Below are 25559 nucleotides of genomic sequence, written 5' to 3' on the forward strand. Positions count from 1 at the left end.
TGTTGTAGCCCGGATGAGCGAAGCGACATCCGGGATCTGTCGCAAGAGATCTCCCGGGTATCGCTGCGCTCACCCGGGCTACGGCAGCGGCGTTCAGCTCTCGCCGAACACGCGCTTGAAGATCGTGTCGACGTGCTTGAGGTGATAGCCGAGGTCGAACAGCTCCTCGAGCTCGGCGTCGTTGAGATATTTCTTCACCTCCGTGTCCTTCTTCAGGAGCTGGAGGAAGTCGCCTTCGCCGCGCCAGACCGGCATCGCGTTGCGCTGTACGAGCTTGTAGGAATCTTCGCGGCTCGCGCCCTTCTGCGTCAGCGCCAGCAGCACGCGCTGCGAGTGAACAAGTCCGCCGAGGCGGTCGAGGTTCTTCTGCATGTTGGCGGGGTACACCAGCAGCTTGTCGATCAGGCCGGCGAGGCGGACCAGCGCGAAGTCGAGCGTCACGGTCGCGTCCGGGCCCATCATGCGCTCGGCGGAGGAGTGCGAGATGTCGCGCTCGTGCCAGAGCACGACGTTCTCCAGCGCCGGCGTCACATAGGCGCGCACCATGCGGGAGAGGCCGGTGAGGTTTTCCGACAGCACCGGGTTGCGCTTGTGCGGCATCGCGGAGGAGCCCTTCTGTCCCTCCGAGAAGAACTCCTCGGCCTCGAGCACCTCGGTGCGCTGCATGTGGCGGATCTCCACCGCGATGCGCTCGACCGAGGAGGCGATCACGCCCAGCGTCGAGAAATACATCGCATGGCGGTCGCGCGGGATCACCTGGGTCGAGATCGGCTCGGGGACGAGGCCCATTGCCTTGGCGACATGCTCTTCGACGCGCGGATCGATCTGCGCGAAGGTGCCGACGGCGCCGGAGATGGCGCAGGTCGCGACTTCCTTGCGCGCCGCGATCAGGCGCTCCTTGGCGCGCGTGAATTCGGCATAGGCATAAGCGAGCTTGAGGCCGAAGGTGACGGGCTCGGCATGGATGCCGTGGCTGCGGCCGATGGTCGGCGTCATCTTGTGCTCGAAGGCGCGCTTCTTCAGCGCGGCCAGCACCTTGTCGAGGTCGGCGAGCAGGAGGCCGGCGGCGCGGGTGAGCTGGACGTTGAGGCAGGTGTCGAGCACGTCGGAGGAGGTCATGCCCTGGTGCACGAAGCGCGCGTCGGGGCCGACGATCTCGGCGAGGTGGGTGAGGAAGGCGATGACGTCGTGCTTGGTCTCGCGCTCGATCTCGTCGATGCGGGCGACGTCGAACGTGGCGTCCTTGGCCTTGGCCCAGACCGTCTTGGCGGCTTCCTTGGGGATGGTCCCGAGCTCGGCGAGGGCGTCCGCCGCATGCGCCTCGATCTCGAACCAGATCTTGAACCGGGTCTGCGGCTCCCAGATCGAGGCCATTTCGGGACGGGTATAGCGGGGGATCATTGGACGGCTCCAGGAAGGTGGGCGGGCGGCCCGAGGGGGGGACGCGACCTGCCAAAATGCTTTTTACGCCGTGATTTACCAGAGCGGGCAGGGCGAAACAAACGGTCTGGGCCCAGGGACGGCGGGATGGCCGAACTATCCACCGGACCGGCCAGCCCGGACGTCGGCCGGGGGCCGCCCACAAAAATTAACTGTCAATCACGGATCATTGACTGACAGATATTGAAATCTGTCAGCGAGACATGTATATCCGTTTCCGGACGCTCCGATTGGGCGTCCCGTGGTCATCCCTCCCGGGGAGCCCAGAGGTCCGTAACAAGGTGGATCGAGGGTCGCAATTGGGGTGGGGACCGCGGACGAATGGAGACTTAAGACAATGACGACCGAAATCATCAACCTCACCGGCACGATTGGGCATTGGCTCAATTTGCTGGTGGCGCGCCAGATCGCGGCGCAGGCTGCAAAACTGCCTCATTAAGGCGAGAGCTTTCCGAACGACCGGCTACGGCGCTTCGGAAATAGCGTCATCGCCGGGTGAACCCTGAACGGGAACAAGGTGCTGGCATGAATGAAGCCGTTATCCTGACGCCGGAGCGAATCCTCGAAGTCACCGAGGACGTTTTGCGGCGCTACGGACTTGCCAAGGCCACCGTGGTTGACGTTGCCCGTGCGCTCGATGTGAGCCACGGCAGCGTCTATCGCCATTTCCCGAGCAAGGCCTCGCTGCGCGAGGCCGTCGCCAAACGCTGGCTGGACCGCATCGACGCGCCGCTGCTCGCGATCGCCGAGGAGCAGGGGCCGGCGCCGGACAGGCTCGACCGTTGGCTGCGAACGCTGTTCGCCGCCAAGCGTTCGCGCGTGCTCGATGACCCCGAGATGTTCGAGACCTACCTGACCCTGGCGCGCGAAGCCTGCGCCGCCGTCAAATGCCACAAGGACACCATGATCGACCAGATCGCGGCGATCCTGGCCGACGGCGTCAAGCAGGGCGTGTTCGCCGTGGACGACGTCAAGGTCACCGCGCGCGCGGTCTTCGACGGCACCAGCCGCTTCCACCATCCGGCCCATGCCGACGAGTGGAAGGACGCGGAGCTGCCGGCGCGCGTGGACGCGACCCTTGCGCTGCTGCTGCGCGGGCTGAAGGCCTGCTAGACCGCGGCGGCGGTTAAATAACCGCTGCGGCAATCAACCTCTCGCCTTGTGGAGAAGAGCGCCATTGTGAACCGATGGCGCAGGCGTTCGCGCGCGGAAAGCGGCGTCGGACGATGGTACGATCCGCGGACTCTCCGGATACGCATTGATCGCGATTTCGACGACGTCCTTCGATCGTTTTCGCATGCGCTCGAATGTGAGCTCCTGATCGAGCATGGGGCAGCGGAAGTGGACGACGGCAGTGTCCGGCAGGCGACAGAGTTCGTCGATGAGATCACCTACCGTGATGATCGGGGGATGGGCGACGGTCTTGTGATGACCCTTACTCATGACCTACTCCTCCACTCTGCTGACAACCGCGATGGAATAGTCTACGTTCCAATCCGCTCGGCAGATTGAGAAATTTCATGTCATTCGAGGTAATCCGGCAGTTCTGCTGCTAAATCCGCGTCAGCCCGCAAGTCGCGGCCAGCCGCACCAGTTGCGCGTCCGTGCGCGCGCCGGTCTTGGTCTTGATGAGGTAGTGATAGTTCTGCACCGTCTTCACACTGAGATTGAGATGGGTCGCGATCTGCTCGGTGGTGGCGCCGCCGGCGAACTGGCGCAGGATCTCGATCTCGCGCTCACCTAATTGATCCAGCGCTGAGCCGTTCGGGGAGAGGCTGTCCTCGGCCAAGATATGCGCGATGTCGTCGCTCATGGCGCGTTCGCCGCGGGCGACGCCGCGGATTGCGGTGACCACCGCGGACGGCTCGCTGCTCTTGGTGACGAAGCCGGAGGCGCCGGCCCCGAATGCGGCCTTCACCAGCACCGCCTCGTTGTGCATGGTGAAGACGAGGATGCGCGCCCGCGGATTGCGCGCGCGGATGTTGCGGATCGCTTCCAGCCCGCTCGCGCCGGGCATCGAGATATCGAGCACGACGACGTCAGGATCGTGCGCCTTGAAGGCGCCATAGGCATCTGCGGCGTTGTCGGCTTCGGCGACGACATGCAGATCGCCCTGGCTTTCCAGCACGCGGCGGTAACCTTGGCGGACGATCGGGTGGTCGTCCACCAGCAGCACGGAGATGCCTGTTGCTGCGACGTCGCTCATCCCGACCTCACGCGGCGAGCGGAATGGTGGCGGCCACGCTGAGGCCGCCGCGCGCGGGCAGGATCGACAGCGATCCACCGGCCGCCGTGACACGCTCGCGGATGCCGGTGAGGCCGAAGCCGGCCGACTGCGCGACGCGTTCGGCATCGCCGCCGCCGTCGTCCTCGACGCGGATCAGCAGCGCGTCGTCATCGCCGGCGCGGCGCTCGATCAGCAAGGAAATCTCGCGCGCGGAACCGTGGCGGAGCGCGTTGGTCAGGCATTCCTGGGCGACGCGATAGGCGGTGGTGGCGGCAGGTCCCCGCACATCGGTAAGATCGCCCCGGAGGTCGAGCTGGATGGTCGGCCGCGCCGCGCTCTGCGAGCGCCAGCTGTCAACGAGATTGACGAGGCTGGCTTCCAGCCCAAGCTCCTCGGGCAGGGGATTGCGCAGCCGTTTCAGCGCGTCGCGCAGCGAAGCCATCAGATGATGGGTAGCCTGCGAGATCATGCGCGCATCTTGCGCAATGCCGTTGTCCTTGCCCTGCTTCGTGCTCGCCGTCTCGATCGTGTTGGCGAAGGCGAGGATGGCGGAGAGATTTTGCCCGAACTCGTCGTGCAGCTCGCGCGCGAGCGCCCGGCGCTCGTCGTCGCGGATCTCGATCAGTCGCCTTGTCAGCGCCGCGCGCTGCTCGGTTGCTTCCTCCAGCCGGCCGCCGAGCTCGCCGACGGCGTTCCCGATCATCGCCAGCTCCATCGAGCGGAAGCGCGGCAGTTTTGTGCGGTATTGGCCCCGCGCCATGCGCTGCAGGGCGGTGACGATGGCGCGCGCGGGCGCGAGCGCATGGGCGATCGCAAGCGAGGCCAGGATGGCGATCGCCGCCGCCATCAGCAGCGCCACGTCGATCACGTTGAGAATGTACTCCCAGGCCAGCGAGATCGCGGCCGCGGCATCCGGCGTCGCGACGACCGTCCCGGCTGACGCCGCGCGGGGACTGACCGGCCGCACCACCTCGGCGTGGCTGCCGAGGAAGGTCGGCACGATCGATGCGAACCAGCGCGGCGGCGTTCTGCCGATCCCCTGGCTCTGGCCGCAGAGCGGCTTTTCGAACGCGATGGCCGGCTGGAACTCGACGCAGACGCCGGGCGAGATCAGCTTCATCGTCTCCAGCGTGCGCCATTCCGGAACCGGCAGGAGCTGCTCGCGCGTTCTGCTGCTGCGCAACAAGAACTCGTGCCAATACAATGCCTGAAGTGCCTGCGCGACCCGCTGCGCCGAGGCCGCGGTCGCCCGGTCGACGCTGCGATAGGCATCGAACGTGGCCCATATGGTCGCGGCGCCAAGGCAAAGCGCGACGATCAGAAGCAGACGGGCGACAAGCTGAAGCACGAGGCGCATGCGATCATCCCCGACGTTTGGTAAGCTCAGCCTAACAACGCCGCCGCCCCTTGCCAATTGCAGGGAACGGCAGGATCGCAGCTCGGGCAAATTTCCCAAGCCCGATTGGGCATGGGTCTTTGGACCGGGCGCGGCGGCTTTGATCTAATCGGGGTGGAATCTTTGCAGGCCAGAGCCTGCAGGCCGGGAGCAGTGCAGCATGAGCTCGATGACGATTGGACCGATGGTGCGGCAGCCAGCCGACCCGTCCGAGCGCAGCGCGCTCCTGCTCTGGATGATCTTCACCGGCCTTTCGATCTTCGCCGTCGTGCTGCTGTGGCGGTTCGGCCTGATCCGTCTGATGCTGACCTCGGACCGGACCTACATTTCGAGCGTCATCGCGCTGCTCTATATCCTGACCTGCGGCCACTGCTTCCTGCGCACGCGGGCGATCGCGCGCGAGGGAGCGGCGGCGCGGCGTTGCCGCGAGGCGCTCGCGGCGCCGGACGGCAGCAAGGCGCTCGATGCCGGCGGTGCCGCGCTGCCACGCGGGCTGGTGCGCGACCACATCGGGAGCCTGGTGACCAAGGCGGCGGCGCAGGACTACCGTCCGGTGGACCAGACGCTCCTGCTGCGGACGCTCGCCGACCGCCTGCGCGGCTCCAACGGGTTCGGTGCCTTCGTCTCGGACACGCTGATGAAGCTCGGCCTGCTCGGCACCATCATCGGCTTCATCATCATGCTGGCGCCGATCGCGGGGCTGGACGCCGCCGACAAGGTCGTGATGCGTTCCTCGATGGGGCTGATGAGCGACGGCATGGCGGTTGCGATGTACACGACGCTTGCGGGCCTCGTCGGCTCGATCCTGGTCCGCATCCAGTACTACATGCTGGACGCCGCGACCCAGCGGGTGTTCTCGGATGCGGTGGTGCTGACCGAGACCTATGTGACGCCGGTGCTGGAGCGTAAAGGCGCTGGAACCTCGTCATGATGGATGACTTTGGTCTCTATCCGCGCGAGGAGCCGTTCGATCCGCTCGGCGTAATGCTGTTCAAGGCGCTCCAGGTGATCGCCTTCCTGTTCTTCCTGGCGCTGCTCGCGATCTCGCCGGATGCGAAGGACGGCAAGATCGACTCCAAGGCCGAGTTCATGATTACGCTGGACTGGCCGGACAATCACCCCGACGATCTCGACCTGTTCGTGCAGGACCCCGCCGGCAACATCGCCTGGTATCGCCACCGCGAGGCCGGCTTCCTCACCCTCGATCGCGACGACCGCGGCGGCGCCAACGACTTCATCATGGTCGCCGGCAAGAAGATCGCCTCGCCCATCCGCGAGGAGATCGTCACGCTGCGCGGCATCATCGCCGGAGAGTACACCGTCAACGTCTCGCATTTCGTGGCGACGACCGGCGAGCCCGTGACGGCGAACGTGAAGGTGCAAAAACTCAATCCGACGGCGCAGGTGGTCTTCGACAACAAGTTCACGCTCGACCACACCGGCGACGAGAAGACCGCGGTGCGGTTCCGGCTCGATGCCGAAGGCAAGGTCATCGACGTGAGCCAGCGGCCGAAATCGCTGATGGAGACCTTTCGCAGCACCTGGCGCAATGGGGCCGATCTCGACCCGAGGACCGGTGTGAGCAGGAACGCTACGAGGATCCGCCGTGACTAGTCTGCAAACGGTCATCCTCACGATCTCGGTCGCCTATGCCGTGATCGGCGCGCTGCTGCTGGTCGTGCTGGTCTATGCGCGGCTGCACTGGTCGTTCAAGGCGGTCGCTGTGGTCGTGACCAGCGCGTTCTATGTCGTCAGCTTCAGCGAGATGCGCGGGCTGCTCGGCTGGGCCAGCACGGACCGGCTGCCTACGACCTTCAAGCTGCTGAAGTCCCGCATCGTCGAGCCGCATTCGCTGGAGGGCGACCCCGGCTCGATCTATCTCTGGGTCGAGCAGCTCGACGGGGACAATCGCCCCAGCGGCATCCCGCGGGCTTTCCGCGTGCCCTACGACGACCGGCTCGCCGACAAGACCCATGCGGCGGAGAACGAGATCGCGTTGGGCCATCCGCAAGGCGGCCGCGCCGCCGATTTCGGCGGCGGCGACGGCAGCCTCATCGACATGGTCCGCGAATATGTGACGCCCAAGACCATCATGGAGACCAGCGGCGGCGATTCCTCGACCGGCGAATTCATCGCTCCGCCGGCCGGCGCGCAAGGCGCCGTGTTCACCCCACTGCCGCCGCCCCGGATGCCCCCGAAAGACGAGCAATAGGCTCTTCACCATCGCCTCACGGCTGCGCTGGTAAACCGCGCCGCGCTGGCGCATGTTCTTGACGTCCCTCAATTTGGCCTTATCGGCTTCCAATAAGAATCTGAGGGTGGAGGGTGCGTGCGTCTCGCGATTTTCTCGGATATCCACGGCAACAGGCAGGCGTTCGAGGCCTGCCTCAAGGCTGCCCGCGCCAGGGGCGCGGAGCGGTTCGTGCTGCTCGGCGACTTCGTCGGCTATGGCGCGGATCCGGAATGGGTCGTGGAGACCGCGATGGCTCTGGTCGAGCAGGGCGCTATCGCCGTCCGCGGCAATCATGACGAGGCCGTCAACACCAAGACCGAGAGCATGAATGCCGAGGCGCAGATCGCGATCGAATGGACCCGCGGCCGGCTCGACATTGCGCAACGGCGGTTCCTGGCCGAATTGCCGATGATGGTGGAGGACAGCGGCTGCCTGTTCGTGCATTCGGAGGCCTCCAGCCCCCAGCGCTGGACCTATGTGCGATCGACCGCGGAAGCCGCCAAGAGCCTGATCTCGACGCCTGCTCACGTCACCTTCTGCGGCCACATCCACCGTCCTGCGCTCTATTCGATGTCGGTGACGGCGAAGATGACGAGCCTCGTCCCCAAGACCGATGTCACCGTCCCGCTGCTGCGCGGGCGGCAATGGCTGGCCGTGCTCGGCTCAGTCGGCCAGCCCCGCGACGGCGATCCGTCCGCGGCCTTCGCGCTGTTCGACACGAATTCGTGCGAGATCACCTATTGCCGCGCGCCCTACGATGTCGAGACGGCGGCGAACCGGATCCGCGAGAACGGCCTGCCGCCCTGGCTCGCCGACCGGCTGTCGCAGGGGCGCTGACGGCGATGCCCAAATCCCTGGTGGAATCAGGCGCTGTCATCGACGGCTACACGATCGGCGAATGCGTCCATGCCGGCGGCATGGCGACGCTGTGGACGGTCACCCATCCCGGCATCGACGTGCCGCTGCTGATGAAGATTCCGCGGGTCTCGGAGGGGGAGGACCCGGCCGCGATCGTCTCCTTCGAGATGGAGATGATGATCCTGCCGCGGCTCGCCGGGCCGCATGTGCCGGCCTGTTTCGGCGCCGGCGACTTCGCGCATCAGGCCTATGTCGTGATCGAGCGCATCGTCGGCACCACGCTCTACAAGCGGCTACCCGATCTGCCGCTGCCTTACGACGAGGCGCGGCAGCTCGTCGCCAAGGTCGCGACCGCGCTCGCCGATCTGCACCGGCAGAACGTGATCCATCACGACATCAAGCCGAGCAGCATCATGTTCCGCGATACCGGCGAGGCCGTGCTGATCGACTACGGCCTGTCGCATCACGATCATTTGCCTGATCTGCTGCAAGCGGAGTTCCGCCTGCCTTACGGCACCGCGCCCTACATGGCGCCGGAACGGCTCCTGGGCGTGCGCGACGATCCGCGCAGCGATCTGTTTTCGCTCGGTGTGCTGCTCTATTTCTTCACCACGGGCGAGCGACCCTTCGGCGAGGGCGAGACGTTGCGCGCGATGCGGCGCAGGCTGTGGCGCGATCCGCATCCGCCGCGCGCGCTTCGCGCCGATTATCCGCCCTGGCTCCAGGAGGTGGTGCTGCGTTGCCTCGAGATCGAGCCGGTATGGCGCTATCCGACCGCGGCGCAGCTCGCCTTCGATCTCGCCCATCCGGACCAGGTCAGGCTGACGACGCGATCGGAGCGGCTGAAGCGCGATCCGCTCAGTGTGGCCTGGCGGCGCCGCTTCAACCAGGGCGTCATGGCGCCGCGCGCGAGGTCGGACGTCGCAGCGCAAATCGCATCGAGCCCGATCATCGCGGTCGCGCTCGACACGGCGGAGGGTGCGGGCGAGCTGAACGAGGCGCTGCGCGTCACGACCGAGCGCATTCTGGCGACGCTGCCCTCGGCGCGGCTCGCCTGCGTCAACGTGCTGAAGCTGAACCGCATCGCCATCGACAAGACGCTGGACGAGCAGGGCTCCAACAAGCACATCGACCGCCTGGTCGCGCTCAGACATTGGGCGACGCCGCTCAAGCTGGATGAGAGCCGGTTGACGGCTCATGTGCTGGAGTCGGTCGATCCGGCGGCGGCGCTGCTCGAGTTCGCCGAGGTCAACCAGGTCGACCACGTCATCATCGGCGCGCGGCAGAGCTCGTTCCGGCGCACGCTGCTCGGCAGCGTCTCGTCGAAAGTCGCCTCAGAGGCGACCTGCACCGTCACCGTGGTGCGGCCGCCGCGGATGGCCGCAGCGAACCCAGACGCCGGCGTGGTGTGGGGCTAGCAAAGATCACGCCGCGTGGGCGGTGTGGCCGGAGCGCTTGCGGCGGATCGGCCAGGAGAATCGCGGGCCGGGCTCGCCGTGATCCGCGCTGCCGCCAAAATACTGGATGATCTCGCGGCAAGGCTCGCAGTTGAACAGGTTACGCGACGCTGATGCCTTGGTCATTTCCTTCAGGCAGTTCGGGCAGTGCGGCTTCATCAGGGTTAGTCCAGCAAGAGATTTTAATGTCGGCGCGGTGACCGGAGCGGGTGATCCAGGTCCGCCGTGTCGGGCCCGGTGTCGTCGCGCATCTCGCCTTCGGTGCGTTCGAGACGGCCGAAGAAATAGTCGAGGTCCGGATGCGGGCGCCGCGGGATGCGGCACCTGCGCTTCGGCTGTCGCTTCACGAGCGCGAACTGCACGGTGTCAGATCCGATTGCGACGGATGCGACGGTCCGAACGTGCCGGGACCTGTACCGGTCCGGCCGATGGGCCAAACACAACAAACGCACAAAAACCGATCCACAACGCCACGCCAGTCCAAACCAGGGTCGTCGTCATGATGTGCTCCCGCGAAAACAGGCGGGAATCACTAGCGGTGATTTGCACGAATCAGGGAAGCCCGGAGGAGTACGGACTGAGGTTGCAATTTTAGGCATTGCGCGCTGCAGCACCCGTAGAAGCCGCAGATTTGCGAGGACGACTTTCCGCGCTTCAGATCGCTTCGCCGCGTGCCCCGAGCGCAGCGTTGCGGATCGCGGCGATGTTGGTCTTGTAGGCGTCTTGCGTGCCGCCCCTGAACACCGAGGTGCCGGCAACGAAGGCGTTGGCGCCGGCCGCGGCGAGCGGACCGGCGACCTCAGGGCCGACGCCGCCATCGACCTCGATGTCGATGGGACGGCCCGCCGTCATCGCGCGGATGTCGCGGATCTTGCCGATCGCGGAGGGGATGAACGCCTGGCCGCCGAAGCCGGGATTGACCGACATCACCAGCACGAGGTCGACGAGGTCGAGGACGTATTCGAGCACGCTGATCGGCGTGCCCGGATTGAGCGAGACGCCGGCCTTCTTGCCGAGCGCGCGGATCGCCTGGAGTGAACGGTGCAGGTGAGGGCCGGCTTCCGCATGCACGGTGATGTGGTCGCAGCCGGCCTTGGCGAAGGCCTCGAGATAGGGATCGCAGGGCGAGATCATCAGATGCGCATCGAAGATCTTCCTGGTGTGCGGGCGCATCGCCTTGATGACGTCGGGGCCATAGGAGATGTTGGGAACGAAGTGTCCGTCCATCACGTCGAGATGGATCCAGTCGGCGCCGGCGGCGTCTACCGCACGCACCTCCTCGCCGAGCTTCGAGAAATCGGAGGCCAGGATCGAGGGCGCGATGGCCAAGGGGCGGGGGGCGAAGGCTTGGGTCATGGCGCGGTTTCCCGTGGCGGCCGTGAAGGATGAGCCCCGCCTAACATGGGCCTCCGTGGCGGGCAATGCAGGGGAGGCGAGCTTCCTGTGGGCGGAAATTTCTGCCGCGACCGGCACGAATTGCCGGTGTTCCCGAGACGCGCCAAGCGCGCTGAGCGCGGAATTCATTGAGCTTTTCCCGCTGGCACGACGCTTGCTGACTTCTCCGCCAGAACATTGGCCGCGGCGTGCCGCACCGGTTGGAGTTGTGCAATGTTGTTCGCCCTTGGTGCCGTCTCGAGCGCGCTCGACGCGATCCAGTCGCTGACGAATTCGAAATCGTCCTCGTCGACGCAGAAGACGGGTTCTTCGCAAAGTGCGTCGACCAATCCGTTCGCGATCGACAGCAGCAATAACACCACGACCGGCGCGACCTCGTCGGTCAATGCGGGCAAATATCCGCAGATCTCGCCGGAGACGATGAACGCGCTGTTCGCGGCGCAGAGCCAGTCATCGGACAGCACAAGCAGTGCGACGACATCGACCTCGTCGAGCTCGACCTCCTCGACGTCGACGAGCCGGGACGCCGCTCTGAAGGACCTGTTCTCGCAGCTCGACGCCGACGGCGACGGCAGCATCACCAAGTCGGAGTTCGAGAACGCGCTCGGGGCCGGCGGCACCAATCTGGCGCAGGCCGACGACGTGTTCTCCAAGATGGATTCGAATGCGGACGGCAGCGTCAGCCTTGACGAGATGTCGAAGGCGCTGAAGAGCGGCCATCACGGCGGTCATCACCACGCGCAGGGCGCGGGCGATGCGTCCGGCAGCGGCTCGGATTCCTCCTCGTCGTCGGGCGGCGGATCGACTTCGACCACGACGACCGCCGCCGACGGCTCGACCACCACCACCGTCACCTATGCCGACGGCTTCAAGATGTCGACGACCGTGCCGGGCGCGAACTCGTCCCGTACCTCGGCTTACGATCTGTTTGCGCAGCTGATGCAGCAGCAGGGCGGGCAGGGGCAGGGCGCTACGGCCGCTGCCGGCTCGTCCATGTCGATGAGCGTGTGAGCGCGGCGCGCTCCGTCCGCGAGCGACGGTGTCGTGCCCCGCCAAGGCGGGGCAAACTACCCGCCGAACCGATCCTTCCACGCCGGCTGCGCGCCGGGGAACGGCAATGCCGTGGCGCCGTACACGCCGCGGGCGATCGCGCGCGCGACCACGTTGGCGGCGACCGTGCCGAGCTCGGTGAGGCCGACCAGCGGCTCGATCGGCTTCTCGCCGGTCGCTGCCGCAAACAGTACGTCGCCGTCGGTCGGCGCATGCACCGGATAGATCGCGCGGGCGAAGCCGGTGTGCGCGATCATTGCGAGACGCTTGGCCTGGGGCTTGGTCAGCACCGCGTCGGTGACCACGGCGCCGATCGTCGTGTTCTCGCGCGCGCTCGCCGCGGGACCGCCCTTGATGCGCATCGCCAGCATGTCGTCGGTGAACTTGTCAGGCAGGCCGCGTCCGCCGAACTCGCCGTCGACCTCGAACGGCGCCGCCCAGAACCACGGACCGTTGCCGACGGTGACACTGCCCACGGCGTTGACGGCGACGATCGCCGCGACCTTCACGCCACTGGGCGTCACCGCCGAGGCCGAGCCGAGGCCGCCCTTGAACGTCGCGGTGGTGGCGCCGAAACCCGCGCCGGCGCTGCCGAGTGCGAAATCCGCGCCGGCGGAAGCGGCTGCGGCGTAGCCGAGGTCGCGATAGGGCGAGAAGCGGCCCCAGGCCTTGTCGCCGCCATTGAGGAGATCGAACAGGATCGCGCCCGGCACGATCGGGATCAGCGCTTCGCGAACGCGGTGGCCGCGGCCCTGCTCGGCGAGCCAGGCCTGGACGCCGCCGCCGGTATCGAGGCCAAAGGCGGAACCGCCCGACAGCGCGATCGCGTCGACACGCTCGACGGTGTTGGCGAGATCAAGCAGCGCGTCCTCGCGGGTGCCGGGTCCGCCGCCGCGGACGTCGATTGCCGCGACCGCGGGGGCGTCGAAGACGATCGCGGTCGCGCCGGTGGCGATTTTGGCATCCACGGCATGGCCGACACGGACGCCGGCGATATCGGTGAGAAGGTTTTTCAAGCTCGGCACTCCATGCGCTGCGGACGCCAGCGATAGCGCACCGCCACCCTTGCCGCTACCCTTACAGCCATCCTTGGCTCAATTCGCCAGCGCCGTCCTGAGCATCTTGGCGAGCTCGGACTTGCGGTACGGCTTGGCCAGCAGCAGCACGCCGGAATCGAGCCGGCCGTGATGGACGATGGCGTTTTCGGTGTAGCCCGAGGTGAACAGCGTCTTCAGGTCGGGGCGGCGGCGCGCGGCTTCGTCGGCGAGCTGGCGGCCGTTCATGGCGCCCGGCATGATGACGTCGGTGAAGAGCAGGTCGATCCCCTTGTCGGCATCGATGATGGTGAGGGCCTCGGCGGCGTTGGCCGCTTCCAGTGCGGCATAGCCGAGGCTCTTGACCTGGGTCACCACATACTGCCGCACCAGGGCGTCGTCCTCGACGATGAGGATCTTCTCGTCGCCGCCGGCGATGGGCACGTTCTGAAGCACCTCGTAGTCGGTCTCCTGTACGCCGCTGGAGCGCGGCAGGTAGATCTTCACGCTCGTGCCGTGGCCTTCCTCGCTGTAGATCTTGATGTGTCCGCCGGACTGCTTGACGAAGCCGAACACCATGCTGAGGCCGAGGCCGGTGCCCTTGCCGACCTCCTTGGTGGTGAAGAACGGATCGAACACCCGCTCGAGCAGGTCGGAGGGAATGCCGCTGCCGGTGTCGCTGACCGCGATCATCACGTAATTGCCGGCGACGACATCGGGGTTCATGCTGGCATAGACGTCGTCGAGGAAGACGTTGCGGGTCTCCAGCACCAGCGTGCCGCCGTCGGGCATGGCGTCGCGCGCGTTCAGCGCGAGGTTGAGGATCGCGGTGGAGAGCTGGCCCGGATCGACCAGGGTCGGCCAGGCGTCTTCGGTCAGCTGCGGCATGATGGTGATCTGCTCGCCCAGCGTCGGATGCAGCAGCTTGGCGGCCTCGAGCGCCAGCGCATTGACGTCGATCTCACGTGGCTGGAGCGGTTGCTTGCGGGCGAAGGCGAGCAGGTGCTTGGTCAGCTGCGCGCCGCGCTCGGCGGCATCGTCGATCAGCTTGGTGATGGCGGCAAGCTCCGGCCGGTCCGCCACGGCATCCGCCAGAATGCCGATCGTGCCGGTGATGACGGTCAGCACGTTGTTGAAGTCGTGCGCGACGCCGCCGGTCAGCTGGCCGATGGAATCCATCTTCTGGACCTGCCGGAGCTGCGCTTCGGCGGCCTGCTTCTCGGTCAGGTCGCGGCCGATGAAGAAGTGGCGCTTCACCGGCTCGGACCAGGTGCCCATCCAGTTCAGCGTGACCTCGTGGCCGTCGTAGTGATAGTAGCGCGCCTCGAAGCTGCGCTTGACCGCGCCACGTCGTGCCGCGCGCATCTCGCCGCGCGTCTTCTCGAGATCATCGGGGTGGATGAACTCGATCGCACTGTGCCCGACCATGTCGTCCGGGGTGAAGCCCAGGATGTTCTTCACGCTCGGGCTGACCTGGACGAAATTGCCATAGCCGTCGGTGACCAGGATCAGGTCCTGCGAGGTCTCGAAGATGCGCTGGCGCTCCTCGATCTCGCGGTTGAGCGCCGTCTCGGTCCGCTTGCGCTCGGTGATGTCGCGCGCCACCTTGGACGCGCCGATGATCTTGCCGTCGGGTGATCGCAGCGGGACCTGGCTCAGCACCACGTCGATCGGCTGACCGCTCTTGTGCAGCCGGATCGTCTCCCACTGGTCGATCACCTCGCCGTTGCGGGTGCGGGCCAGATTCTCTGCGACGTCCTGGCGCTGGTCCTCCGGCAGGATGATGTCGATCGGACGGCCGACCGCTTCGGCGGCGGAGTAGCCGAAGACGCGCTCGGCCGCGGTGTTCCAGGTGGTGATGGTGCCGTCGAGCGATTTGGTGATGATGGCGTCGTTGGAGGATTCGACGACGGCGGTGAACAGCCGCTCGCGCTCGACGTGATAATCGCGCTCAGCATCGGACTGGCGCTGCAATGCGTCGACCATGCCCGCGGTCCGCGCCTGGAGGCGGACGTTCTCGACCAGGAGCACCGCGAGCACGAAAGTCGCCGAGCAAAGGCCATAGAGGCGGCCGGCATAGAAGCCGAGATCGAAGCGGGCAACGTTCACGATCGCCGAGAGCGCGATGTCGAACAGCCAGGCGCACATCACCACCATGAGCCAGACGTCGATCACCGAATGCGGCCTACGGAACCAGAGCGAGACGAGCGCGGCGAAGCTCAGCGACCACACGAAGGACACGACGCCGATCATGGTCGGCGTGTAGTGGCCGTCACGCAGCAGGACCGGGAGCAGATCGTGCTGGGCGGTGACGATCCAGGTGAACAGAGCCATGGCGACGATGACGCCGATCGCGCTGGCAGTGATCGCCGTGGCCGCCTTGCCGCGGATCGTGGTGCCGCCGTCGGCCTCCTTCAGCCAGGCATAGCCGAGCACGCACAGCGGGAAGCCGGCGTGCCAGATCATGTAGAGCCAGACCGTGGTCTGCCGCCCCGCGCCGAAAAGTCCGGTCGGTGTGAACAGGCCGGGGAAGGTGAGGGCATGGACCAGCGCTGCCGCGGCGGTGAAGAGGTAGCCGGTCGCAAGCAACAGCAGTGCCCGGGTTCGCAGCACCGAAAACTGTGACAGCAGCAGCACCGCGGTGACGACGTCGCTGACGGCGAGGGCCGATTGATAGCTCGCCACGAAGGCGGGGACGGGCAGGAGCGGGATACCCGCGAACGGAACGGCGAGTGCGAACAGGATCGAGGAGATGCCGACGATCGCCAACGCTGCGGTGCGGTCGGCGGTGCTGGCCGGCAGCGTCGAAAGGAATGTGCTTCGGTCGATCGCTGGGGGCACGTCCATCTCTCGCAGACCGGTCTTTGCCATCTTCGCCGACTTCATACGGCCCCCGCACCCCTGGCTCCATGGTAGCGGGTTCTGGGCTCGCATCTTGAGCCGATGCGGGCACGACTCAACCGATGGTTACAGCTTACTTAATTTGGGCGGGAACGCGGAATAGGGTCCTAGTAAGATGCGCTTTACTGACCGGTGCCATAATGCCCTCCCGCCGCCGTGGGTTCCAGGTTTGAATCATCCGATTTTGATATCAATATCCGGGAGTTATCCCCAATGCCTCGCGTTCTGATCATCGACGACCAGAAGGACGTCCGCGCAATGCTCGCGATCGTGCTCCGGGTCAATCGTTTCGAGGTCGCGGAGGCCGAGAGCGGCGTGGCCGGGCTGAAGGCGTTCGATGAAGGCCCGTTTGACGCAGCGATCGTCGACATCTTCCTCGGCGACACCAGCGGGGTCGACGTCATCGCGAGCCTGCGCGAGCGTGCGCCGGAACTTCCGATCATCGCGGTGTCGGGGATGACCGCCCTGGATTTCATGGAACAAGCGCCTCATTTGGCCAACGTGGTCTGCCTGCAAAAGCCGTTTCGGCCGAACGACCTGCTGCAGGCGCTGCGGAAGGCCCAGGCCGCGGCGGCCGGCGAACTGCCGGCGGCCGTCTGAGCCCGCCGCAAGAAGAAACGCCCCGGGGATAAGCCGGGGCGTGGTGATGATGGAATGGGGTAGCCTGAGGCTCCGCGACGCGTATCAGGTGCCGTTGCCCTTGATCTGGGCGTAGCCGCCCTTGGCGTCCCACTTGTAGACGACGTAGTCGAGCTGCTTGATGTCGCCCTTGGCGTCGTACTCGATCGGGCCGATCACGGTGTCCCACTTGCCGGCCTTCATTGCTTCCATGACCTTCTTGGCGTCGGTGGTGCCGGCCTTCTTGGCCGCCTGCGACCACACCTGCATCGCCGCGTAGGTGTAGAGCGTGTAGCCTTCGGGATCGATGTTCTTGGCCTTGAAGGCGTCGACGATCTTCTTGGCGGTCGGCTTCTCGCGCGGATCGGGACCGAAGGTGAACAGGGTGCCTTCGCCGGCGGGGCCGGTGATGGAGGCGTATTCCTTGTCGGCGAGCGCGTCGCCGGCCATCAGGATCGTCTTGAGACCCTGGTCGCGCATCTGGCGCAGGATCAGACCGCTCTCCTGATGGTAGCCGCCGACATAGACGAGATCGATGTTGTCGCGCTTCAGGCGCGAGACGATCGCGTTAAAGTCCTTGTCGCCCTTGTTGTAGGACTCGTACATCTTCTCGGTGACGCCGGCCTTGTTGAGCGCCTTCTTGGTCTCGTCCGCCAGACCCTTGCCGTAGGTGGTCTTGTCGTTGAGGATGGCGATGTTCTTGCCCTTGAAGTTCTTGGCGATGTACTGCGCCGCGATCAGGCCCTGCTGATCGTCACGGCCGCAGACGCGGGCCACGTTCCAGAGCTTGCGCTCGGTGAAGAGCGGGTTGGTCGAGGCGGGCGTAATCTGGAGCACGTTGCCGTCGGCATAGGCTTCCGAAGCCGGGATCGACGACGACGAGCAATAGTGCCCGGCGACGAACGGGATCTTGGCGCTGGCGATCTTCTCGGCGATCGAGCGCGCCTGCTTGGGATCGCAGGCATCGTCCTCGACGGAAAGCGCGAGCTTCTTGCCGTTGACGCCGCCGGCGGCGTTGATGTCAGCCACGGCCATTTCGGCGCCGTTCTTCATCTGGCGGCCGAAGGCGGACTCGCCGCCGGTCATCGGACCTGCGACTGCGACGGTGACATCCTGCGCGAATGCCGCGCTCGACAGCGCGAGCGATGCGCCGAATGCCAGACCGATGAGCTTCAGTGATTTCATGAGATACCTCGCGGGTGGTCGCCTGTGGAAGTTGCCGGGCAGGCCCGGTCCAAACCGGCGCCATTCTTGAATGAATTCGAGGAGAAGTCACCGGCAAAATACGGGCAATCGCGTAGATATCTCGGCGTATTCCGCCGCACTTTTGCCCGGTCAGCCGTGTCGGCCGCCCTCCAGATAGGCGGCGCGAATCTCGGGGCGCTGCAGCAACTCGGCGCCGGTGCCCGCCAGCGTGATCAGGCCATTGACCATGACATAGCCGCGATGGGCGAGCTTGAGCGCATGATTGGCGTTCTGCTCGACGATCAGCACGGTCAGGCCGTCCTGCCGGTTCAGGGTGCGGATCGCATCGAAGATCTGGCGGGCGATCAGCGGCGCGAGGCCGAGCGAGGGCTCGTCGAGCAGCAGCAGGCGTGGGCGGCTCATCAGGGCGCGGCCGATCGCCAGCATCTGCTGCTCGCCGCCGGACAGCGTGCCGCCGCGCTGGGCGTAACGTTCCTCCAACCGCGGAAACAGCGCGAACACGCGTTGCAGCGTCGCCTCGCGTTCCGCATCGGTGCATCCGGTGGCGTCCGCACCCATCTGGAGGTTTTCCGCGACGCTCATGCGCGGGAAGATGCGGCGGCCCTCCGGCGATTGCGCGATGCGCAAATGCGCGATCTCGTGGGTGGGGACGTCGGTGATGTCGCGGCCCTCGTACAGGATCTGGCCGGAGCGGGCGCGCGGCTTGCCAAAGATCGTCATCATCAGCGTCGACTTGCCGGCGCCGTTGGCGCCGATCAGCGCCACGATCTCGCCGGCGTTGATCTCGACGTCGACGCCCTTCAGCGCCTCGATCTTGCCGTAGGCGGCGCGAAGGCTGCGGATCGCGAGCAAGGGAGTTGGCGACGTCACGATCCGCCCTCCATCACGGCCGCGGCCTCGTCCTCGTCGGTGCCGAGATAAGCGGCGATCACCTTGGGATCGTCGCGGACTGCGCGCGGCGAACCTTCGGCGATCTTGACGCCATGGTCCATCACCACGATGTGGTCGGAGATCTCCATCACCACCGACATGTCGTGCTCGATCAGCAGAATCGAGGTGCCGAGCTCGTTGCGGATCGAGAGCAGCAGCTCGCTGAGCGCAGCGCTCTCGCGGGCATTGAGGCCGGCGGCGGGCTCGTCCAGGCACAACAGCGCAGGCTCGGTGCACATCGCACGCGCGATCTCGAGCCGGCGCTGGTCGCCATAGGCGAGATTGCCGGCGGCTTCGTCGGCGCGGTCGAGCAGGTTGACGCGCTTGAGCCAATCGGTGGCCAGATCGATCGCGTGCTTCTCGGCATCGCGATAGACGGGCGCGCCGACGAGGCCGAGGAAGGTGAAGCCGGAGGCGCGCATCAAGGCGTTGTGCTGCGCCACCATCAGATTTTCCAGCGCGGTCATGCCGGGAAACAGGCGGATGTTCTGGAAGGTGCGCGCCACCTTGGCCTGCTTGGCGATGCGGAAGTCGTTCAGCCTGTCCAGCGCGATCACCTTGCCATCGTCATGGGCGAGGCGGATGGCGCCACCGCTCGGCTTGTAGAAGCCGGTGATGCAGTTGAAGACGGTGGTCTTGCCGGCGCCGTTCGGCCCGATCAGCGCGGTGATCTTCTTCCGCTCGGCGGCGAAGGAGAGGTCCTGCACGGCGACGATGCCGCCGAAGCGCATGGTCAAACGGTCGACGCTGAGAATCTTGTCGCCGCTCATCCGTGGCCTTCCTTGACGAGGTCGGAGGAGATCGCCTGCGCCTTGGTCAGATACACCGTCGGCGCGCGATGGCCGATCAGGCCGCGCGGCCGCCAGATCATGATCAGCACCATCGCCATGCCGAACACCAGCATGCGGTAGCCCTCCAGGCCCCGGAACAGTTCGAAGCCGCCGATCATGGCGAGCGCGGCAAGCGCCACGCCGAGCTGCGAGCCCATGCCGCCGAGCACGACGATGGCGAGCACCAGCGCCGATTCCTGGAAGGTGAAGGACTCCGGGCTGATGAAGCCCTGGCGTGTCGCGAAGAACGCGCCGGCAAAGCCGCCGAACATCGCGCCGGTCGCGAACGCCGTGAGCTTCGTCGTCGTGGTGTTGATGCCGAGCGCGCGGCAGGCAACCTCGTCCTCGCGCAGGGCTTCCCAGGCGCGCCCGATCGGCAGGCGGCGCAGGCGGATCGTGACCCAGTTGGTCAGCAGCGCGAGCGCCAGGATCAGATAGAACAGGAAGACGATGCGGTGGGTCGGCGAGTATTCGATGCCGAGTTTGGCGGCGAGGCCGTCGTCGCTGTTGTCGAGCGGAATGCCGAAGAAGGTGGGGCGGGGAATGCCGGAGACGCCGTTGGGGCCGCCGGTCAGCTCCTGCCAGTTGATGATGACGAGGCGGATGATCTCGCCGAAGGCCAGCGTCACGATGGCGAGGTAGTCGCCACGCAGCCGCAGCACGGGAAAGCCGAGCAGCACGCCCCAGAATGCGGCGAGGATGCCGGCGAGCGGCAGGCAGATCCAGAACGACCAGCCGAAATTGGTGGCGAGCAGTCCGTAGGAATAGGCGCCGACCGCGTAGAAGGCGACGTAGCCGAGATCGAGCAGGCCGGCGAGGCCGACCACGACGTTCAGTCCCCAGCCCAGCATGACATAGGTGAGCACGAGGATCGCGAGGTCGAGGATGTAGCGCTGGTTATAGAAGATGACGGGCACCAGCAGCGTGAAGATCAACAGCGCGGGCGCAAGGTAACGGCCGATGAACGACATGCCGCTCTGCACGGCCGGCGGGACCAGTTTCTCGGCGCCGGTCGGGCCGATCCACTGCCGCAACAGCTCGATCACGATCGAGCCGCCGAACACGGCGGCGACGAGGGAGGCGAGCTCGCCGAAGCGGGTCCAATAGGTGAGCTGGCCGTCGGAGCCCGCTTCGGTGCGGATGCCGACCATCAGCGAGAACAGCACCAGCGCGATCAGCGCGTTGATGAAGGCGGTCTTGAGGAGGGCGGGGATGCCCGATGCAGGTTTGGCCGTGTTGGTCGAGGGAGCTGTCACGCGTGCGCCCGTCAGACTTTTTCGACTTCGGGACGGCCGAGCAGGCCGGTCGGCATGAAGATCAGCACGACGATCAGGATCGAGAACGCGGCCACGTCCTTGTACTCGACCGAGAAATAGGCCGACCAGAACGTCTCGATCAGGCCGATCGCAAGGCCGCCGAGCATGGCGCCGGGCAGCGAGCCGATGCCGCCGAGCACGGCCGCGGTGAAGGCCTTGATGCCGGCGACGAAGCCCATGAAGAAGTCGACGAGGCCGTAATAGAGCAGGTACATCAGCCCCGCGACGGCGGCGAGCGCGGCGCCGATCACGAAGGTCATGGAGATGGTGCGGTCGACGTCGACCCCGAGCAGCGCCGCCATGGTCTGGTCCTGCTCGCAGGCGCGCATGTCGCGACCGAGCCGGGTGCGCGACACCAGCCAGGTGAACAGCGCCAGCAGCACGATGGTGGTGACGACCACCATGATCTGGATGTTGGAGAGCTGGATGACGAAGCCGTCGGTGCTCTCATGGAGCGTGTAGCCGCCGGTGATGAAGGGCGGGATCGGCTTGACGCGGGCGCCTTGCGCCACCTGCGAGTAGTTGGTCAGCACGAATGACATGCCGATCGCCGACAGCATCGGGGCGAGGCGGAACGAATGGCGCAGCGGCCGGTAGGCGATGCGCTCGATGGTCCAGCCATAGAGCGCGGTGATCGCCATCGAGACCAGCAGCACCACGAGCAGGATCACCGGGATCGCGGTCAGGCCGAACGAGACCAGGATGAGGAAGGTGATGAGAGCGATGAAGCCGCCGATCATGAAGACGTCGCCATGGGCGAAATTGATCATGCCGACGATGCCGTAGACCATCGTGTAGCCGATCGCGATCAGGCCGTAGATGGAGCCGAGCACGAGGCCGTTGATGAGCTGCTGGGCGAAATAATCCATAGGCTGCCGTTACCCAAACCTGACGCGACTCAAAGGGAGCTCTTCGAGAGGGGTGCTTAAGTTTCTTCTCGGGCCCCGGCAGCCCTTGAGCGTTCTTCCCGTTTTGTAACAGGAGGGAACTGGCGGCTGCAACTGGCCATGCCTCGGCATAAAGGCTTGTACAGAGTCATTTCGGCTACGGCTGTCATATCCCAGTTCCCGCAGTTGCGAGGAACCGGGTTCCGCATAGCAACCAAAATGGATGCGGACGGTTATCTCCTCTCTGACGTCCAACAAGGGAGTTTCCCGTAATGACGAAGCAGCAGAACCAGAATCCGGGCCAGCAGGGCCAGAACCCCGGTCAGCAACAAGGCGGCGGCCAGAAACCCGGACAGCAACAGCAGGATCCGCAGCGCCAGGGCGACAAGCCCGGCCAGCAGCAGGGCGGCCAGCACCGTCAGGACAACAAGTAGATTTGGGGGCCCAAGAGCGCCCAACGCTAGCGATGAAGGGCCCCGCCGCAAGGTGGGGCCCTTTTTCTCTGGCTCAGTCGTTCCACAGGCCAGTTAAGGTAAACAAAGGGTTTAAATTGCCGCCGCAGTCTCATGAGAGTTAGCTCCCCGCAAAGCCTTCTCATGGAAGGCGCGTGGTGGACGAAGCAGGAAGCGGCATGTTCAGGAATTGGCGGATCGGCTCGGTCAACGGCGCGCTGCTGGCGGCCTATTTCATCCCGGCCTGGACCCTGGTCGCCTTCAACATCATGGTGGCGCCGGTGCACGGCCTCTATGAGCGGCCGAGTGTCGCGGTGGCGCTGTTCCTCAGCGACCATCTCCAGATGGCGGGGATGGACACGGTGCGTGCCGTCTGGCTGCTGGCGCTGGGACGGCTGACCGTCGTGGCGTTCTTTGCGATTTATCTCGCGCTGCTCTGCATCCCGCGCGTCCGCAAGAATGGTGGCAGCGACGAGGCGCTTGGTATCGCGCTGGCGATCGGCAGCATCATCTCGTTCGCGAGCATGGTGATGGCTTCGAAGGTCGGCGAGCTGGCTGCGCTGCGGCTGCACGCCACCGAGCTGCTGCTGCTGCTCGGTGCCGCCATCGTAGTGGTGATCGAACGGCCCGAGGCCGCGCCCAAGACCGTCGAGGCTGCAGCCCCGCTAGCCCTTGAGCAGGCCGAGCTCCTGCACAATCGCTGAGGCTTCCTTGACGGCGTGGTTCGCCGCCGGCACGCCGCAATAGATCGCCTGCTGCAGCAGAATTTCCTTGATGTCGTCGGGGGTGAAACCGCCCTCGGCGAGCGCTGCGCGCACATGCAGGCGGAATTCATCCCATTGCCCGAGCGCGACCATGGTGCCGATCACCAGCACGCGCCGCGTGCGCTCGTCGAAATGCGGCCGCGTCCAGATCTCGCCCCAGGCGTAGCGCGTGATCATGTCCTGGAAGTCGGTGTTGAACGCATTGCGGTTCGCGATCGACTTGTCGACCCAGGCATTGCCCAGAACCTTGCGGCGCACATTCATGCCGGCATCGCGGCGCTTCTGGTCGTCCATGGTCTTTCCTCCTCTCCGTCATTGCGAGCGCAGCGAAGCAATCCAGAGTATCTCCGCGGAGGGATTTCTGGATTGCTTCGTCGCTACGCTCCTCGCAATGACGGTTGTTGCTAACGCTGAGTCAAGAAGCCCACCACAGCGTCGGTAAACGCGTGCGGCTGCTCGACGTTGGAAATATGGGCGGCGTCGATGATGGTCATGCTGGCGCCGGGAATGCCCGAGCGGATCAATTCGCCCGCGGAGATCGGCGTTGCCATGTCGTGGCGACCGGCGATGACAAGCGTCGGGCTCTTGATCTTCGGCAGCAGCGCGCGCTGGTCGAGTGTCGACAGCGCTTCGCAGCAGGCGAGATAGCCTTCGACCGGGGTGGCGAGCAGCATCGATTTCATCTTTGCGGTGATGTCGGGCGCGCGTTCGCGGAAATCCTGGGTCAGCCAGCCCGCGACCACGGCATCGGCGACCGCCGCGATGCCGCCCTTCTTCACGGCGTCGATGCGCTCCAGCCATTTGGTCGGCTCGGCGTAGTAGCAGGAGGTGTTGGCGAGGATGAGCTTGCCGAAGCGTTCCGGCGCATTGGCGCCCAGCCATTGCCCGACCATGCCGCCCATCGACAGGCCGCACCAATGCACCTTCTCGATGTTGAGATCGTCGAGGATCGCGAGCACGTCGCGGCCGAAGCGCTCCATCGTATAAGGGGCGGGGGGCACGTTCGACTTGCCGTGGCCGCGGCGGTCGTAGCGGATGACGCGGAACACCTGCGTCAGCGCCTTCATCTGCGGCTCCCACATCTGCAGCGTGCAGCCGAGCGAGTTGGAGAGCATCAGGGTCGGCCCGCCGTCGCGGCCTTCGACGGAGACGTTGATCAGGCAACCGTCGGCATCGATCATGGGCATGCGGCGTCTCCGTTTATTTATTCGCTGTCGAGGCTGTCGAGCAGCCGGTCGATCAATGCTTGAGAGGCCCCTTGATAGGCCATCGGCTCAAAAAGTATCGCTATTTTCTCGGGCGTCAGATGCGCAATGACCTGCGAATCGGCGGCGAGAATTTCGCGCAGATGCTTCTTCTCGGCAACCGCACGCTTGCTCGCGGCCTCGATCAGATGATGTGCGTCGCTCTTGCCGATCTTGTCGGCGAGCGCAAAGGTGACGGCCTCAGCCATGATCAGGCCGTGCGTCGCATCGAGGTTGCTGCGCATGCGCGCGGCATCGACATCGAGGCCTTCGGCGATGTCGACGATGGCGGCGAGCGCGCCCGAGGTGACCAGCATCAATTGCGGCAGCGTCGGCCATTCCGCGTGCCAGGGACCGGCGCTGCGCTCATGGTCCTGCACCTGCGCCGCAAAGATTGTCGCGGCGAGCTGCGGGGCCATGGTGGCGCAGCCAAGGGCGCTGGCGGCAGCAACCGGATTGCGCTTGTGCGGCATGGTCGAGGAGCCGCCGCGGCCTTCGCCGGCGGGCTCGAAGGCTTCGCCGACATCGGTCTGCATCAGCAGCGAGACGTCGCGCGCAATCTTGCCGCAACTTCCGGCGAGGATCGCGAAGCCTGAAGCGGCCTCGGCGATCCGGTCACGATGGGTGTGCCAGGGCGCCTCGGGCAGCGGCAGGTTCAATTCCTGCGCCAGCTTGTCGGCGGCTGCGAGCCCCTTGTCGCCGAGCGCGGCGAGCGTGCCGGCCGCGCCGCCGAATTGCAGCGCGAGGCCTTCACGGGCGATGCGCCGCAGCCGGCAGCGGGCGCGGGCGAGGCTCGAGGCATATTCGGCGGCCTTGAGCCCGAACGGCATCGGCAGCGCGTGCTGGAGCCAGGTCCGTGCGACCATGGCGGTGTCGCGGTGCTTGCGCGCCAGCGTGGCAAAACCCTTGATGGCGCGGCTGAGGTCGGCGTCCAGCGCATCGATTGCAGCGCGGAGCGTCAGCATGGTCGCGGTGTCGATGACGTCCTGGCTGGTCGCGCCCCAATGCACGTAGCGCGCGGCTTCGGCGTCAGCCTTCGCGACCTCAGCGGTCAGCGTCTTGACCAGGGGAATGGCGAGATTCCCGGATCGCGTTGCGGCCTCGGCCAGCGCGCCCATATCGAAGGAATCAGCCTTGCAGGCGGCTCCGATCGGGCCCACCGCGGCCTGCGGAATCACGCCGGTCGCGGCTTCGGCCCGCGCCAGGGCTGCCTCGAAATCGAGCATGTTCTGGAGTGTCGACCGATCGTCGCAGACGGCGCGCATGGCCGCGCTCGACAGCATCGGCGCGAGCAGGGGGGAGAGGGCTGTGCTCATGTTGC

At 65.9% G+C, this 25559-nt stretch carries 27 protein-coding genes; 10 read left to right on the plus strand and 17 right to left on the minus strand.

The annotated features are described in order from the left end of the window. Positions 1 to 93: 93 nt before the first annotated feature. Complete coding sequence (gene purB, locus VGR99_RS35695; RefSeq protein ID WP_326904644.1) at positions 94 to 1401, minus strand: adenylosuccinate lyase; 1308 nt, start codon at positions 1399 to 1401, stop codon at positions 94 to 96. A 564-nt stretch (positions 1402 to 1965) separates the two neighbouring features. Here purB and VGR99_RS35700 point away from each other — a divergent pair. After that, positions 1966 to 2553 (plus strand): TetR family transcriptional regulator, encoded by a 588-nt coding sequence (locus tag VGR99_RS35700; RefSeq protein WP_326904645.1) that lies wholly within the window; start codon positions 1966 to 1968, stop codon positions 2551 to 2553. A 33-nt stretch (positions 2554 to 2586) separates the two neighbouring features. On the opposite strand, the gene VGR99_RS35705 is transcribed toward VGR99_RS35700, so the two are convergent. The 3 genes from VGR99_RS35705 to VGR99_RS35715 form a co-directional block, all read right to left on the minus strand. Further along, positions 2587 to 2883 carry a hypothetical protein gene (locus tag VGR99_RS35705; RefSeq protein WP_326904646.1) on the minus strand — a complete coding sequence of 99 codons (297 nt, stop codon included), beginning with the start codon at positions 2881 to 2883 and terminating at the stop codon, positions 2587 to 2589. A 109-nt stretch (positions 2884 to 2992) separates the two neighbouring features. Continuing rightward, on the minus strand, positions 2993 to 3646 hold the full coding sequence (locus VGR99_RS35710) for a response regulator transcription factor (protein ID WP_326904647.1): 654 nt from the start codon (positions 3644 to 3646) through the stop codon (positions 2993 to 2995). 7 nt (positions 3647 to 3653) lie between these two features. Next, positions 3654 to 5024 (minus strand): sensor histidine kinase, encoded by a 1371-nt coding sequence (locus tag VGR99_RS35715; RefSeq protein ID WP_326904648.1) that lies wholly within the window; start codon positions 5022 to 5024, stop codon positions 3654 to 3656. 199 nt (positions 5025 to 5223) lie between these two features. On the opposite strand from VGR99_RS35715, the gene VGR99_RS35720 reads away from it, so the two are divergent. The 5 genes from VGR99_RS35720 to VGR99_RS35740 all read left to right on the plus strand — a co-directional run bounded on the left by VGR99_RS35720 (position 5224) and on the right by VGR99_RS35740 (position 9572). Beyond that, the gene (locus VGR99_RS35720; RefSeq protein ID WP_326904649.1) at positions 5224 to 5994 is read left to right on the plus strand and encodes a MotA/TolQ/ExbB proton channel family protein; all 771 of its coding nucleotides are present in this window, start codon (positions 5224 to 5226) and stop codon (positions 5992 to 5994) included. Continuing rightward, positions 5991 to 6677: a hypothetical protein gene (locus tag VGR99_RS35725; protein WP_326904650.1), complete on the plus strand. Its 687-nt coding sequence runs from the start codon at positions 5991 to 5993 to the stop codon at positions 6675 to 6677. Before VGR99_RS35720 ends, VGR99_RS35725 begins: the two co-directional genes overlap by 4 nt. Next, positions 6670 to 7275, plus strand: coding sequence for a hypothetical protein (locus VGR99_RS35730; protein ID WP_326904651.1), 606 nt, complete (start codon positions 6670 to 6672; stop codon positions 7273 to 7275). The genes VGR99_RS35725 and VGR99_RS35730 overlap by 8 nt, the downstream gene beginning before the upstream one ends. A gap of 117 nt (positions 7276 to 7392) precedes the next feature. Next, complete coding sequence (locus VGR99_RS35735) at positions 7393 to 8133, plus strand: metallophosphoesterase family protein (protein WP_326904652.1); 741 nt, start codon at positions 7393 to 7395, stop codon at positions 8131 to 8133. 5 nt (positions 8134 to 8138) lie between these two features. Further along, positions 8139 to 9572: a bifunctional serine/threonine-protein kinase/universal stress protein gene (locus VGR99_RS35740; protein WP_326904653.1), complete on the plus strand. Its 1434-nt coding sequence runs from the start codon at positions 8139 to 8141 to the stop codon at positions 9570 to 9572. A 6-nt stretch (positions 9573 to 9578) separates the two neighbouring features. Here VGR99_RS35740 and VGR99_RS35745 read toward each other — a convergent pair whose 3' ends face one another. The 3 genes from VGR99_RS35745 to rpe all read right to left on the minus strand — a co-directional run bounded on the left by VGR99_RS35745 (position 9579) and on the right by rpe (position 10967). Next, positions 9579 to 9770 carry a hypothetical protein gene (locus VGR99_RS35745; RefSeq protein ID WP_326904654.1) on the minus strand — a complete coding sequence of 64 codons (192 nt, stop codon included), beginning with the start codon at positions 9768 to 9770 and terminating at the stop codon, positions 9579 to 9581. 23 nt (positions 9771 to 9793) lie between these two features. After that, entirely contained in the window at positions 9794 to 9973 is a 180-nt protein-coding gene (locus tag VGR99_RS35750) for a hypothetical protein (RefSeq protein ID WP_092028231.1), read from the minus strand. A gap of 292 nt (positions 9974 to 10265) precedes the next feature. After that, entirely contained in the window at positions 10266 to 10967 is a 702-nt protein-coding gene (rpe, locus tag VGR99_RS35755) for a ribulose-phosphate 3-epimerase (RefSeq protein WP_326904655.1), read from the minus strand. A 252-nt stretch (positions 10968 to 11219) separates the two neighbouring features. Here rpe and VGR99_RS35760 point away from each other — a divergent pair, with 252 nt between their 5' ends. Continuing rightward, entirely contained in the window at positions 11220 to 12017 is a 798-nt protein-coding gene (locus tag VGR99_RS35760; RefSeq protein WP_326904656.1) for an EF-hand domain-containing protein, read from the plus strand. Between the two features lie 56 nt (positions 12018 to 12073). On the opposite strand, the gene VGR99_RS35765 is transcribed toward VGR99_RS35760, so the two are convergent. Beyond that, positions 12074 to 13072: a P1 family peptidase gene (locus VGR99_RS35765; protein ID WP_326904657.1), complete on the minus strand. Its 999-nt coding sequence runs from the start codon at positions 13070 to 13072 to the stop codon at positions 12074 to 12076. A gap of 78 nt (positions 13073 to 13150) precedes the next feature. Continuing rightward, a complete protein-coding gene (locus VGR99_RS35770) occupies positions 13151 to 15961 on the minus strand; it encodes a PAS domain S-box protein (protein WP_414645209.1) in 2811 nt (936 codons plus the stop codon). 243 nt (positions 15962 to 16204) lie between these two features. Here VGR99_RS35770 and VGR99_RS35775 point away from each other — a divergent pair, with 243 nt between their 5' ends. Continuing rightward, positions 16205 to 16591: a response regulator gene (locus VGR99_RS35775; protein ID WP_326904659.1), complete on the plus strand. Its 387-nt coding sequence runs from the start codon at positions 16205 to 16207 to the stop codon at positions 16589 to 16591. Positions 16592 to 16675: 84 nt separating this feature from the next. Here the strand turns inward: VGR99_RS35775 and VGR99_RS35780 are convergent, their stop codons facing one another. The 5 genes from VGR99_RS35780 to VGR99_RS35800 all read right to left on the minus strand — a co-directional run bounded on the left by VGR99_RS35780 (position 16676) and on the right by VGR99_RS35800 (position 21760). Further along, on the minus strand, positions 16676 to 17794 hold the full coding sequence (locus VGR99_RS35780) for a branched-chain amino acid ABC transporter substrate-binding protein (protein ID WP_326904660.1): 1119 nt from the start codon (positions 17792 to 17794) through the stop codon (positions 16676 to 16678). A 150-nt stretch (positions 17795 to 17944) separates the two neighbouring features. Then, positions 17945 to 18685: an ABC transporter ATP-binding protein gene (locus tag VGR99_RS35785; protein WP_326904661.1), complete on the minus strand. Its 741-nt coding sequence runs from the start codon at positions 18683 to 18685 to the stop codon at positions 17945 to 17947. After that, complete coding sequence (locus VGR99_RS35790) at positions 18682 to 19515, minus strand: ABC transporter ATP-binding protein (RefSeq protein ID WP_326904662.1); 834 nt, start codon at positions 19513 to 19515, stop codon at positions 18682 to 18684. Before VGR99_RS35790 ends, VGR99_RS35785 begins: the two co-directional genes overlap by 4 nt. Beyond that, positions 19512 to 20831, minus strand: a complete 1320-nt coding sequence (gene livM / locus VGR99_RS35795) for a high-affinity branched-chain amino acid ABC transporter permease LivM (RefSeq protein WP_326904663.1) — start codon at positions 20829 to 20831, stop codon at positions 19512 to 19514. Before livM ends, VGR99_RS35790 begins: the two co-directional genes overlap by 4 nt. Positions 20832 to 20842: 11 nt before the next feature. Next, positions 20843 to 21760, minus strand: coding sequence for an ABC transporter permease subunit (locus VGR99_RS35800; RefSeq protein WP_326904664.1), 918 nt, complete (start codon positions 21758 to 21760; stop codon positions 20843 to 20845). A gap of 290 nt (positions 21761 to 22050) precedes the next feature. Between VGR99_RS35800 and VGR99_RS35805 the strand changes: the two genes are divergently transcribed. Then, entirely contained in the window at positions 22051 to 22212 is a 162-nt protein-coding gene (locus VGR99_RS35805) for a hypothetical protein (RefSeq protein WP_168213234.1), read from the plus strand. 197 nt (positions 22213 to 22409) lie between these two features. Beyond that, on the plus strand, positions 22410 to 22934 hold the full coding sequence (locus VGR99_RS35810) for a hypothetical protein (protein ID WP_326904665.1): 525 nt from the start codon (positions 22410 to 22412) through the stop codon (positions 22932 to 22934). Here VGR99_RS35810 and VGR99_RS35815 read toward each other — a convergent pair. The 3 genes from VGR99_RS35815 to VGR99_RS35825 all read right to left on the minus strand — a co-directional run bounded on the left by VGR99_RS35815 (position 22896) and on the right by VGR99_RS35825 (position 25554). Further along, the gene (locus VGR99_RS35815; RefSeq protein WP_045008461.1) at positions 22896 to 23288 is read right to left on the minus strand and encodes a carboxymuconolactone decarboxylase family protein; all 393 of its coding nucleotides are present in this window, start codon (positions 23286 to 23288) and stop codon (positions 22896 to 22898) included. The genes VGR99_RS35810 and VGR99_RS35815 overlap by 39 nt on opposite strands. Positions 23289 to 23398: 110 nt before the next feature. Continuing rightward, complete coding sequence (pcaD, locus tag VGR99_RS35820; protein WP_326904666.1) at positions 23399 to 24181, minus strand: 3-oxoadipate enol-lactonase; 783 nt, start codon at positions 24179 to 24181, stop codon at positions 23399 to 23401. A gap of 17 nt (positions 24182 to 24198) precedes the next feature. Then, complete coding sequence (locus VGR99_RS35825; protein WP_326904667.1) at positions 24199 to 25554, minus strand: 3-carboxy-cis,cis-muconate cycloisomerase; 1356 nt, start codon at positions 25552 to 25554, stop codon at positions 24199 to 24201. Between the last annotated feature and the right edge of the window lie 5 nt (positions 25555 to 25559).

It is taken from the genome of Bradyrhizobium sp. (assembly GCF_035935975.1).
In the GTDB taxonomy this organism is placed as follows: Bacteria; Pseudomonadota; Alphaproteobacteria; order Rhizobiales; family Xanthobacteraceae; genus Bradyrhizobium.